Annotated in this window: 5 protein-coding genes and 1 pseudogene; 5 read left to right on the top strand and 1 reads right to left on the bottom strand. The window is 45.2% G+C overall.

What is annotated here, in order from left to right:
• The first annotated feature begins 22 nt into the window (after positions 1-22).
• Genes DSOL_RS09965 through DSOL_RS09955 form a run of 3 tightly spaced genes read left to right on the top strand, consistent with a single transcriptional unit; the run spans position 23 to position 2,521 of the window.
• Positions 23-697, top strand: coding sequence for an AroM family protein (locus DSOL_RS09965; RefSeq protein ID WP_075364717.1), 675 nt, complete (start codon positions 23-25; stop codon positions 695-697).
• A gap of 11 nt (positions 698-708) precedes the next feature.
• A complete protein-coding gene (locus DSOL_RS09960; RefSeq protein ID WP_075364716.1) occupies positions 709-1,650 on the top strand; it encodes an aminopeptidase in 942 nt (313 codons plus the stop codon).
• A gap of 1 nt (position 1,651) precedes the next feature.
• Positions 1,652-2,521 carry a hypothetical protein gene (locus DSOL_RS09955; RefSeq protein WP_083642437.1) on the top strand — a complete coding sequence of 290 codons (870 nt, stop codon included), beginning with the start codon at positions 1,652-1,654 and terminating at the stop codon, positions 2,519-2,521.
• 738 nt (positions 2,522-3,259) lie between these two features.
• Here DSOL_RS09955 and DSOL_RS09945 read toward each other — a convergent pair.
• Positions 3,260-3,763 carry a hypothetical protein gene (locus DSOL_RS09945; protein ID WP_075364714.1) on the bottom strand — a complete coding sequence of 168 codons (504 nt, stop codon included), beginning with the start codon at positions 3,761-3,763 and terminating at the stop codon, positions 3,260-3,262.
• Between the two features lie 243 nt (positions 3,764-4,006).
• On the opposite strand from DSOL_RS09945, the gene DSOL_RS09940 reads away from it, so the two are divergent.
• Together DSOL_RS09940 and tnpA are read left to right on the top strand one after the other, a co-directional pair.
• Positions 4,007-12,592 (top strand): GH36-type glycosyl hydrolase domain-containing protein, encoded by an 8,586-nt coding sequence (locus DSOL_RS09940; protein ID WP_075364713.1) that lies wholly within the window; start codon positions 4,007-4,009, stop codon positions 12,590-12,592.
• A 217-nt stretch (positions 12,593-12,809) separates the two neighbouring features.
• Positions 12,810-13,220 (top strand): annotated as a pseudogene (tnpA, locus tag DSOL_RS09935) (IS200/IS605 family transposase).
• Positions 13,221-13,489 lie beyond the last annotated feature (269 nt).

The following is a 13,489-nucleotide window of genomic DNA, read 5'->3' as shown; positions in this document are numbered from 1 at the left end:
TCAAGTTTTGGGAGGTTCGGGGATGAAAAGAAAAATTGGCACGATTACAATTGGACAATCTCCACGTGAAGACGTTATTGGAGAAATGCGGGATATTCTGGGTGATAATATTGAGATCCTTCAGGCAGGGGCTTTAGACGGATTAACGAACGATGAAATTCTTCAGTTTGTCCCTAAGGAAGGAGATTTTGTACTCGTATCTAAGTTAAAAGATGGATTAAGTGTAAAGTTTGGCGAAAGTTATATCCTTCCGCGCTTACAAAAATGTGTAGAAAAGCTGGATGCTGAAGGTGCGGAGCTAATTGTCTTTATCTGTACCGGTAAGTTCCCCACGATATTTAACACGCAGAAACTTTTACTATATCCGCAAACTATTCTGCATGCAGTAGTTCCTAGACTTGCTCCACATAGCCACATCGGTGTTCTCAATCCGGATCGGGATCAGGTTAGGCAATGTCTGGAGCTCTGGGGACAAAGTGTTGAAAAGGTGGAGGCTGTAGTAGGTTCCCCGTATGGTGATATCGCCGAAGTCATTCAAGCAGCAGAAGAGCTTAGAAAGCAGGACGTGGATGTCATCGTCATGGACTGTATAGGCTACACAGTTGAAATGAAAAGAATCGTTCAAAATATTACCGGCAAACCAGTCATCCTCGCTCGTACTCTTGTGGCACGAATCGTCCGAGAGATGATGGACTAAGGAGTGGTTCGATGAGTCTGAAAAAAGGGAGCCAGGTTGTCCTGAGAGATTGTCTCAATGTGCGTCCTGGTGAAAAGGTTCTGATTGTTTCCGACGATGAGAAGCTAAAGATTGGGCAAGCATTATATGAAGAGGCGCAGTCCTTAGGTGCTGAAGGAATGCTCATGGTGATGAAGCCTCGCGCAGTGAACGGCGAAGAGCCGCCGGAACCCGTGGCAAAAGCGATGGCTGCCGCTGATGTGGTGATTTGCCCAACTGTGAGTTCACTAACACATACTAATGCCAGGATTCAGGCTGTCAAGCGAGGAGCAAGAGTTGCCACCATGCCTGGGATTACTGAAGAGATGTTTTCCGAAGGAGCAATTACAGCAGACTATAACGAAGTTCAAGCTCTCACCTTGAAGGTGACAGAACTATTGACTAAGGCGGAAACTGTGAAGATCATAAAGGATGGGTTCGTCCTTGCCATGAGCCTAAAAGGTCGTAAGGGAGTACCAAGTACCGGTGTCTATCGGGATCCTGGTACTTCAGGTAATTTGCCTTCAGGTGAAGCCTATATCGCGCCAATTGAAGGAACTGCACAAGGTGAAACTGTTATCGACGGGAGCATGGTAGGAATAGGAAAGCTGTGTCAACCACTTCATGTGAAGATCTTGGATGGTAAGCTTGTTGAAATGCGTGGGCAAGATGCTGACAAAGTCCAAATCTTATTTGCAAATGAAAGGAATGCCAGTCTTGGGGAACTAGGGATCGGGACTAATCCTCAGGCTAGACTTTCCGGCGTTATCCTAGAGGACGAAAAGGTTTATGGAACCGTGCATATTGCTTTTGGCACGAATACTTCCTTCGGAGGTACGGTCAAAGCAGATTGCCATCTGGACGGTATCATCTTGAAGCCTGATGTCTATTTTGATGATATATGTATTATCGCTCAAGGAGAGTTTATTATTTAAATTGATAAAAACGGGGGAGGCATCCATAGATACGCGTATACAGGTTACCTTGACCGTAGCGGAGGGCAAACGGGTCATTGCCGCGGGCATCGCTTCCTTACCGGAGGTTAAAAATGCGCTGCAGAATGGAAAAGTGCTGCTCAAAGGTGGGACAACCGTCTCGGCAATTGCCGAAATTCTGGCCGGGCAGCCGTTAAAGATCTCTGGAAGATTTTCGCCCCGAGGGGCAAAGGGAACTCGTCATACAGAAATAACAGGGCATAGTATACTCTTAGACCATGGGCAACCAGAAGTTGTAGATAAGACTCTCAAAGAAGTTGTGGATTCATTTGGGCGGGAAGACATTATTCTGATTGGAGCAAATGCAATCGATACTGATGGGAATGCCGCCATGTGTATTGGGGCCTCGTTGGGCGGTATTCCTGGTGAAGCCCTCAGTGGGATGCTTGGTCATGGAGCAAAAGTGATCATTGCTTGTGGACTAGAAAAACTGATCCCGGGCAAGATCAGAGAGGCGATCATCCAAGCCGGTAGAAATACAGTAGATGAGGCACACGGAATGGCTTTTGGCCTTGTTCCGATTTTTGGTGAGTTGATAACTGAACGTGAAGCTCTAATGACGCTAGGAAAAGTTAGCTGCACTGTCATTGCTAAAGGTGGAATCGACGGGGCGGAAGGTTCAACGACTTTCCTCATTGCAGGTGATTCCTCCGAAGTGCAAAAAGTAGCCACGCACATTAATCAAGTTAAAGGTTGTCAGGAAAGTGGGATTCCAGAATCACTTCAAGAATGCGAACCAGGCGGGCGCAGTTGTGGTACACATAAGAGCTGTCTTTATAGGAGGCACAGAAGCGGATTCACCACAATCTAGGAGCATAAGAATCAAGGCTCAATTCATATTATAGACCGGGATGCTAAAGCTTTCCGGTTTTTCTTTTACTAAGCTTTCTGAAGAAGAACTAAACTGGAGATGGAAAACAAAAAACTAAATCCTACACAGCACAAGGGATTCAGCTTTCCAACCTATATCACTATGGGTATTTTCAAAAATAGGCTCAAGGTTATCTCACTAGTTACCACGATTCTTGTTTCATTGTGGATATTGTTCTTTCAATCGGAACAAGGCTATCTCCGGTGCCAATGTCTTTACCCTTTATATTGTCATTCCCTTTTTCGTCATTTCATGGATTTTTATCTTTCGTGGTGGAGGAAAGCTCCTGGGTGGCTTGACTATATTCCTCTCAATGACCTATTGGGTATTATTCTCGTATTCGCTTGGGCAGGTACAATTCGGCAAAAAGGGTCCATTTAAAGTCTTAATGATAAGAGGATTTTTGTTGCAGTGGGATCAATTTTAATAATGAATACCTCGAAAATGCGAGAACTACCTAAAAAGATGTTAGCAAAAGGTGTGAACTAGTAAATCAAAACCGTGGTTAGACTATCATAAGAATAGCATGTCGGATAATAACGTTAAGGAGCGAACTCTAAGGAATTTTAGGGTTCGCTCCTCTTATCATATTCTCATAGGCCAAAGGTCCGTTCGTGTTGTGAAGAAATCCGTGGGATTTTAAATTTGAAACAACGTACCTGTCCCCCTGTTTCCCTGTTACCGGTCTTTTAGCCATGAAAGTGAATCCTGCAACATAGTTTCTTTAGCACCTAACTCATTTACATGATGCAGATATTTGAAAACATAAAGTAATAAAACGTGGGAAAAGATTGCGAACATAAAGGTCTCAGTGATACTCCAACCATGAAGGACTATCTGGTTAAGCAACTGGGCTGTATAGCTCATAGCTGTAGCCCATAAAGTAAAAAACAATACGAACCATACCTGATAGCGTGGAAAACGCCATAGCAAATAGCCGAAAATTGTTGTGACGGCAAACCAACTTAAAGTAAAGAATACAGGTATATTATAAATCATTACTAAATCTGATTTAAAAGCCCAACGTTTAAATATATCAACCGCAAATAGTTGTACGATCCATGTGTAGATGAAACCTCCTAAAAAGGCGAAGGGCATAAGCTTTTTGATATAGATTATGGGTACTAAGAATAAAACAAGGGACCAGTAGGCGACAGCCTGAGTAAACCAATAAAGCTCCATATGGAACACCTCCTGCCATTATTATGACGTATTTACTAACTTTTTATGTAAAAAGAGCAAGCCAGACATAGAATTATATTATTATTACAAAACCGGATTATAGAAGGAAAAGATAATAGTATATAGAAAGTTTAGAGTATAATGGGAATTAAACTAATTGTTAGACTCGGATGAAAAAGTTTCCACTGTGCGAGGAGTAACCTCGAAGACTAGTGGAAGAATTCAAAACGAGGTGATGATCAAGTGCTAGAACAAAATGTATTAAATTCTGAGGAACTCAAACAACGTGCCCATACCCTTGCGCTTGAAAATATCACGGTTTATCACAGACGAGGAAGCACACCGTTTCGTAAATTAAGAAAGATTGTCGAGCAACTAGAAGCCTATAGTCATGAATTTGAAGTTGACGAAAGCGCGGGATTTCCTTTATTGCCGGCGATGGAATGGTTGATGGATCATGTTGATTTATTTAAGGAACAGAACCTTAATGTTGAGAAGAATCTTTCACCGTCTTATTATCGACGTTTACCCAAATGGGATGTCAAATCTTCGCAAACTCGCATTTCAGTCATCTTACAAAACTTTCTACAGAATATGGGTGGGCAAGCGAGTTTGCCTATGCTTTCTCAATACATAAGAGCTTTTCAAGAGATTTCGACCCTTACGATGGGCGAACTTTGGTCGATTCCGTTATTTCTACGCATAAGTTTATTAGAAGAACTGGGCGATCTTTTTGAAGAGGTTTTTGAACGTCATAAGGCCCGTAAGCAGGCTGAAGAGTTGTTCCAAAAGTGGGTGCCTCATCTCGCTGATCAAGATAAACTCAGCTTTGAGATAGAGCAAACAACAAGTGACCTGAGCGTTCTCCCCACAGTCTTTGTCGTTTATATCATAGGAAGGCTCCGGGACTATGGAGAAGAGGGTATTCCTATTCGTCAATGGATCGAACGCAAAATCGGTTTGCAAACAGAAGGTATCGAGAAACTGATGGGTCATGAACACCAGCTCCAAGCAAATTATCGGGTTAAGGCTGGAAATCTCATCAGCAGCTTGCGCAATGTATCCCGTTGGAAATGGGAGGAACAGTTTGAATCGTTAAGCACGGTAGAACGAATTTTGGAGAATGATCCGAGCAGGATTTATCTCTTAATGGATTTCGCCAGTCGGGATCAGTTGAGACATGCGGTGGAACATATAGCTAAGACCTTGAAGGTGCAAGAATGTTTAATCGCCCAAACGGCGGTTTCTTTAGCAGGTAAATTTCCAACCATGCTCCCTTGTGAGAAAGTTCCTCAAAAACATGTGGGTTATTATCTTATCGATCAAGGGAAAGATGAACTCTATGTGGCATTACAAGCGCGTCGTAACATTTGGTGTAATCCTTTGCTGCGGTTAAAGCGGCATCCGACCTTTACGTTCCTAAGTTCTGTCTTGATCTTAGCAATGTTCACCTTAGTCGTTTTCTGGAAAATCGTCGGAGGGTTCTGGACTCAAACTATCTGGACGGGTGTGGCTTTGAGCTTAGTCTTATTAGTTCCTGCCAGTGAGTGGAGCTTAAGCATCGTTAATTCTCTTATTCAACGTTGCTTTCCCCCCAAGCCGTTGCTGAGGTTAGAGTTCAAAGAAGGAGTAACTTCTGAAGCGGCAACGATGGTGGTCATCCCCACCTTCTTGTCAAGTGAAACTGACGTTCAAACGTTGTTACACCATATCGAGGTCCATCATTTAGCGAATCAGGATCCTCATGTCCATTTCGCGATATTAGGGGATTTCCGTGACGCCTGTGAGGAAACATTACCCCAAGATGGTCAAATACTGCAGACTGCGCGCCTGTTGCTAGAAGACCTAAATCATAAATATCCTTGCCAAGAGGGTTCAACCTTTTATCTCTTGGTGCGTAAACGCCTTTGGAATCCTAAAGAAGGGGTTTGGATGGGGTGGGAGCGTAAACGAGGTAAGTTGACTGAATTTAATGCGCTGTTGCTGGGTGATCAGACGACTAGTTTTACAGATATTCTAGGGGATACCAATATTTTCCCTAAAATACGGTATGTCATCACACTTGATTCGGATACAGAGTTACCTAGGGATGCAGCTAAACGATTGATCGGAACAATGGCTCACCCTCTGAATATCCCATTGCTTAATGAGGATCAAACGAGAGTTGTTCGTGGTTATGGTTTGTTGCAACCCAGAATTTTGGTCAAGCATGAGAGCCTGTATCGTTCACGACTGGCGTATTGGTTTGCAGGCGTGACAGGGATAGACCCGTATACGTTTGCGGTCTCCGACCCCTATCAGGATTTATTCGGGCATGGAATTTTTACGGGGAAAGGTATTTATGACTTAACGGTTTTTGACAAAATTCTCAGCCACCGTTTTCCAGACAACACCGTTTTGAGCCATGATTTGTTAGAGGGCGGGTTTTTACGAGCAGGTCTCGTCACAGATATCGAGCTAATGGATGATTTTCCTTCGAATTACTATTCCTATCTTCAGCGCATGCATCGCTGGGTACGTGGCGATTGGCAACTCTTGCGCTGGTTTTCTCCTCTTGTACGGAACCGAAGAGGGACACGTCTTTGGGTCGATCTCCCGATCATCACTCGCTGGCAAATGATCGACAATTTGCGACGTAGCTTACTGGATCCGATCTTATTAGGGTTGACAATCTCTAGTAGTTTAGGATTGCCGGGCTGGAAGATGGGTTGGTTAGGCATTGTTATTTCAACGATTGCAATTCCTTTTTTCATTCATTCCCTGAATAGTTTTAAACAAAGGTTGAAGTGGCGGTGGAGATGGCGAAACCTACTAGGTATTCTGGGACAAATTGCGGTCACTGTCGTAATGCTACCGTTCAAGAGCGCGATTTTATTGGATGCCATTCTTCGAACACTCTATCGCTTGCTCTTCTCCAAAAAGCATTTGTTGGAGTGGGTTACGGCAGCCGATATCGAACGACAGACCCCAAAAACAGTCGGCGTTTTCATTTGTCGCTTAAGTAAAGGGTATTTTTTCGTTGTACTCTTATTACTCGGAACCTTATTTTCCGAGCGTGATATGGCTAAATTAGGTCTCGGAATTGGTTCCCTATGGATGTTTGGACCCTTTTTGGCGTATTGGCTCAGTAAACCGCAACTTGATAAAAAGACAGAAATGATGCCGGACGAGCGGAACTACGTGCGTGCCTTGGCTTATGATACCTGGCGCTTCTTTGAACACGTTGTGCAGGAAGCGGACAATTGGCTTCCGCCGGATAATCTACAGGTCGATCCACCACGGGGTATCGCTCATCGGACCTCTCCTACTAATATAGGGTTGCTCTTGGGATCGACCATGGTGGCTCGCGATCTGGGCTATTTAACGACGACAGAACTAATGGATCGCCTAGAACATACCCTGGATTCCCTCGAAGCGATGCAACGTTGGCAGGGACACTTTTATAACTGGTATGATACATGCACGCTAGAACCGCTTTTGCCCCTCTATGTGTCCACAGTGGATAGTGGCAATATGGTGGCTTACCTACTCACGGTAAAACAAGGGGTTAAGGAATGGGGAACTAACCCACTTGTCGATCAAGCTACGATCCTAGGCATGTTAGATCGGATTACCAAGGAGGAACAGGATGACGACAAGGTAGGTGTGGAATTAAAGGCTTGGAAACAACAACTTGAAGATGCCTTGCAAGAACAGTCGATAAGCTATATGAGCTGGTATCGGCTACTTTTAGAGGCGAACGTCGAGCAGTTTCCGTTCCTAATACAGCAAAGAGTGGACCTGGCGATCACGGAACTGAAGGAATTGATCCCGAGCTTAGAGCTTATCGAACAGATGGGTAAGCAGGACTTCACTGCGCAGGGAAATTCCGAAGTGGCCAGTGCCCAGGAACAAGTGGCAAGACTAGGGTCACTTTGGGAGGAAGCGCAAACGTTACCGGAGCTCGTTGAGATTACTAGAGAAAGCTTGAAGCATAGCGGGGAAATGAGTGGGGAGTTTGCTTTGCAGTGGAGGGAAGCCCTTGAAAAAGGCCTTTTAACCCTTGCGAAATGTTTAGCAAGGATCGAAACTCTGCAAACTCGTCTAGAAAAGATGGCGATAGAACCCGATTTTCGACCCTTGTATAATGAAAAGATCAGGTTCATGGCCATCGGATATAATGTTTCCAGTCAACAGCGGGACAACTCATACTATGATTTGATGGCTTCTGAAGCCAGGCAGGCAAGCTTTATGGGGATTGCGCTCGGTCAGCTTCCGACTGAACACTGGTTTGCTTTAGGACGTACCTTAACTATGGTAGGACGGGAAACCGCTTTGTTATCCTGGACTGGGACGATGTTTGAATATCTGATGCCTTTACTCTTGATGAACCGCTATAGGGATACTCTCTGGGATGAAACGTACAGGTCCATTGTGAAAAAACACATTTCATATGCCACAAATCTAGGATTGCCTTGGGGGATTTCTGAGTCAGGTTTTTATGCCTTTGATTTTGAGATGAATTATCAATATCAGGCGTTCGGAGTGCCGTTTTTAGGACTCAAACGTGGGTTAGGGTATGAACGGGTTATCGCTCCGTATGCCACTGTATTAGCCTCTTTGATCGATTTTAAAGCAGCCTTTAAAAATTTGAACGTCCTCGAGAAGTTAGGGGCTAGAGGGGAGTATGGTTTTTACGAAGCCCTAGATTTCACCAAGGAGCGCTTACCTGAAACTGAGCAAAACGTCTCGATTAAAAGCTTCATGGCTCATCATCAGGGAATGAGTTTGGTGGCCTTGAGTCATTCCCTGATGGATCGCCCCTTGAGTAGTCGGTTTCATGCGGACTCACGAATTCAGGCCATAGAACTGCTCTTGCAGGAACGAATCTCGCAAAAACCCGTGGTTCTAAATCGTTGGAAGTGGACGGCACCAAGATCCCCTCGGGCTAAGGATGAGAACGAGTTCGAACGACGCTTTTACAGTGCGGATACGCCCATGCCTGAAGCTAGAATTCTCTCCAATGGTCGCTATGTGGTCATGCTGACAAGTAGCGGAAGCGGGTTTAGTCGCTTCGGAGAGTTAGCCGTATCTCGTTGGCGAGAGAATCCAGCTAAGGATCCGTGGGGAAGTTTCTTCTATATTAATGATCTTACAGAACATAAGATTTGGTCGGCAACCTACCAACCTTGCCATGATCGGTCAGCCAGTGATGAGATGAGTTTCTCGTTAGAGAAGGTGACGTATACTAGAACGAACGGTGATATTCACACCCTTACAGAAGTTTCAGTTTCTCCAGAATGGGATGCTGAAATTCGCCGGATTACCTTTACAAATCAAGGGCAGGAAGCTCATGTGTTGGAGGTGACGAGTTATTCCGAAGTTGTTTTAGCGCCTCAAGCAGCGGATGATGCCCACCCTGCTTTTAATAAACTTTTTGTACACACGGAGTTTTCCGATCAACCGGAAGCTCTGTTAGCCCATCGAAGGGGACGGACCCCAGAAGAACACTTTCCATGGTTGGCTCACTCGGTGAGTGTTGAAGGGAAGACTGTGGGAGTTTTAGAGTATGAGACAGATCGGGCGCGCTTTCTAGGGCGGGGGCAATTCTATGATCGTCCGAAGGCGGTGGTGGAGAACCAACGGCTCTCGGGAACGCTTGGTTCAGTACTTGACCCAATTCTTGCACTGAGAAGGCGGGTAGAAGTCCCTCCCGGTAAAAAAGTTCGTCTAACCTTTGTGACAGGAGTTGCCGAGACGAGAGAAAAGGTGCTAACGATGATACAGCATCTTTCCTCCCCTCATCAAGTAGATCATACGTTAGAATTAGCATGGACCAGAAGCAGAATTGAACTGAGGTATCTGAACTTGTCGACTCGACAAGCGGACATTTATCAGTGGATGCTTTCTCAGATTTTCTACTTTAACCCCTTGAGGACGATGCGAGCGCAAAGTATCCTGCAAAACAGAAAGGGACAATCGGCGTTATGGAACTATGGTATCTCAGGGGACATACCGTTGGTGATCATCCATGTCTCAGAAGTGGAAAATCTGGATTTAGTGAGTTCTGTTCTTTTAGCCCATGAATATTGGCGTCTGCGAGGGCTTAAAGTTGACTTGCTGATTCTCAACGATTTTGCAGGGAGCTACGAACAGCCACTAACAGAAGCCCTGCGCCACCTAGTGTTTGCTAGTTCAGATCGTGATTTTCTAGATCGGCCAGGGGGGGTCTTTATTCGCTCTTCCAATAGCATGCCCGTTGAGGATAAAATACTGTTTTCCACGGTAGCGCGCATTTCCTTGAAAGCGGATGGTGGAAACTTGGCTAAACAACTGACAGCCCCTAAAGTAGAAGGTAATCTACCAGCTGTCTTCGTTCCTAAAGTGAGTTCTTGGATTCCAGAGAGGATTGGCCCGCCCAACTATGCCAAGGACCTGGCGTTCTTTAATGGGTTGGGGGGATTTGTAGCTGGGGGACACGAGTACGCTATCTACCTTAATGACCATAAGTTAACTCCAGTTCCTTGGTCGAATATCTTAGCCAATCCGTCGTTTGGGACTCAGATTTCGGAATCAGGCGCAGGGTATACGTGGGCAGAAAACAGTCGGGAGAATAAACTAACCCCCTGGAACAATGATCCCGTTATGGATCTCCCTGGAGAAGTAGGCTATCTTCGTGACGAAGATAGTGGCGAGTTTTGGTCGCTGACTTGTTTCCCGATCCATGAGGAAGATCCCTATACTGTCTATCATGGGTGGGGGTACAGCCGCTTCGAGCACACCAGTCACGGGATTTTCCAAGCAGGGTTAGTGTTTGTTCCCTTGAAGGATTCCCTCAAGGTCTGGCAGGTTACTTTAAGAAATCTGGGCCAAGAGGCTCGTCAAATTTCGCTTACGTACTATGTTGAGTGGGTTTTGGGGGTGCAAAGAGAAGTCAATGCACCGTTTATCATCACAGAGATCGATGAGGGGTCGGGAGCTTTGTTAGCTCGCAACATCTACCAAGAAGTATTCCCTGACAGGAAGGCTTTCCTTTGGGTTCAAACCGTGGGGGAAAAACCGAACCGGACTTGGACTGGGGATCGCATGGAATTTTTAGGGCGCCATGGGTCGTTGAAAAAACCAGCAGCTCTTTCTAGGGTCGCTTTGTCGAATTCTAGTGGGATGATGTACAATTCCTGCGGGGCAATTCAAGTGACGCTAACGTTAGACCCTGGGGAAGAAAAACAGGTCTTGGTGCTTCTCGGACAAGCCCGCTCAGGTGAAGAAGTGACAGGTCTCACGTCCAGCTATGTAGAACCGTTGACAGTTGCTAAGAAGTTTCAAGAGGTCCAGAATTTTTGGGCACACCTCGTTAAGGGTGTGCAGGTGGTTACTCCGGATAAGAGTATGGATCTGATGCTCAATGGCTGGTTGTTATATCAAACCTTAAGTTGCCGGATGTGGGCTAGGTCCGCTTTTTATCAAGCTGGAGGAGCTTATGGATTCAGAGACCAGCTGCAAGATAGTTTAGCACTCCTGCATGTTTCCCCAGAACTGACCAAAGAACAAATCCTGCGCCATGCTGCGCATCAATTTAAGGAAGGGGATGTCCAGCACTGGTGGCATGAAGAGACAAAACGTGGGATTCGCACGAAGTTCTCCGATGATTTGTTATGGTTACCTTATAGCGTGCTGCGTTATCTGGAACATACTCAGGACGAGGAACTCTTAGTTCAGGAAGTGTATTTTCTAGAAGACCTCCCCTTGGGGCCAGATGAGGATGAACGTTATTCGGAAACTAAGATATCGACGGAACGAGCCTCTCTCTTTGAACATTGCCTGCGAGCGATCGAACGTTCTTTGCATTTTGGTTCCCATGGTCTGCCCTTAATGGGGACGGGCGACTGGAACGATGGAATGAATAGGGTCGGGCGTGAAGGGAAAGGGGAAAGTGTCTGGCTAGGCTGGTTTTTATATACGATCCTAGAAGGGTTTTCTGAACTGTGTGAACGCTGGAAGGCCGGCGATATAGCTCTGAGATATCGCCAAGTTGCTGAAGAATTAGCCGGCAATCTCAATGAAAAGGCTTGGGACGGACAATGGTACCGCAGGGCATATTTTGACAACGGACAGTCGCTGGGTTCAGCGGAAAATCAGGAATGCCAGATTGATGCTATTGCTCAAGCATGGTCTGTGATTTCTGGGGCGGCGCCCTCTGAAAAAGCGAAACTGGCCATGATGGCGGTGGATCGAGAACTGGTGAACCGAGAGTATTCCTTAGTACGTCTCTTGACCCCACCTTTTGAGAAGACGGATCCTAGTCCGGGCTATATCCAAGGTTATCCTCCGGGCGTGCGAGAAAATGGTGGACAATATACCCATGGTGTTATCTGGAGTATTATTGCTTGGGCTAAATTAGGAGAAGGGGATAAGGCGTGGGAACTCTTCCAAATGATTAATCCCATTAATCATGCCCTGACGCCAAGCGAAGTCTTGCGTTATAAAGTGGAACCCTATGTTATCGCTGCTGATGTTTACTCAACTGAACCAAATATCGGCAGGGGAGGATGGACATGGTACACAGGAGCAGCAGGGTGGATGTATCAAGCGGGGGTAGAGTGGATTTTAGGATTACAGCGGCGAGGGGAACGCCTGTATTTGATACCGTGTATTCCTAAAGCTTGGGGAGAGTATTCTATGATCTATCGATTTAAGCAGACAACGTATCAGATCCAGGTTCAAAACCACTTGCATAAGAGCACCGGAGGAAGTAGGTTAGAACTTGATGGACGGGAGTTAGAACTTTCTGAGCCCTACATAAGCTTGACCGAGGATGGTCTCGACCATGTTGTGAGGTTGGTTTTATAGACGCCACTGTTGTGCCCCATTGTCAAACTTATCTCGGAGACAACAAAAAGCCCTCCCGTTACCGAAACAATTGACGGCTACGGGAGGGTTCTTGATCTTTATTTAGCTAATTTTCAATGCGCTTGGGTTAATGCCCCCGACTTCAGTCGGGACAGCTTCTAGCGTAGACCAAGTAGTAGCGGTCAGCTAAAACTATATATAAGAGGTGACCGCTACTATAGTAGATTACAAAAAAGGAAGCCACACAGTATATGATATAAAGTATCACGTAGGTGTGGGTGACAAAATACCGATATAAAATACTGCACAAGTGACAGGTCAACGATTGAGAGAACTGCTCCGTCAGGGATGTGAAACAATAGGTGTGACAATAGTTCAAGGTAGTATAGGCAAAGATCATGTTCACATGCTAATATCGTGTCCGATGAATATAGCACCTAGTAAAATAGTGCAATATCTCAAAGGAAGATCGTCGAAGCTACTACAAAATGAGTTTCCAGAAATTAAGAAAAAATATTGGGGACAGCATTTATGGGCAGTAGGCTATTTTTGTGCAACTGTGAGGTCAGTAACAGAAGAAACAATTAAGGCGTACATAGAAGATCAATACAAGAACGGTGTAAAATAGATATTTAAAATAGATATTTAAAATAGAGGATGAGTGAGGAGTGAGTTTCAGTCACCGGCTTAAGATTGCTTTCAGCAATAGGTCTTTCAGAAGACTTAAGTCTTTAAAAGGACTTCTAGTCCCGCATTTTTTAAACGGCTTTAGCCGTAATCGCGACTTCCCAGTCGCAATAATAACCCCTGTACTTCAGTACAGGGTCGTTGAGTTTCACAATCGACAGTCCTCATTATACAACTTTTTGGGGCTCAATACTTCAGTTTTACCAAAGT

The organism is Desulfosporosinus metallidurans (assembly GCF_001936615.1).
Classification (GTDB): Bacteria; Bacillota; Desulfitobacteriia; order Desulfitobacteriales; family Desulfitobacteriaceae; genus Desulfosporosinus; species Desulfosporosinus metallidurans.
This window is presented reverse-complemented; position numbering and strand designations above follow the sequence as displayed.

What these genes read in the sequence shown, in the direction of transcription:
- DSOL_RS09965 (WP_075364717.1), top strand. Translation starts at nt 23, where the DNA reads ATGAAAAGAAAAATTGGCACGATTACAATTGGACAATCTCCACGTGAA.
- DSOL_RS09960 (WP_075364716.1), top strand. Translation starts at nt 709, where the DNA reads ATGAGTCTGAAAAAAGGGAGCCAGGTTGTCCTGAGAGATTGTCTCAAT.
- DSOL_RS09945 (WP_075364714.1), bottom strand. Translation starts at nt 3,763, where the DNA reads ATGGAGCTTTATTGGTTTACTCAGGCTGTCGCCTACTGGTCCCTTGTT.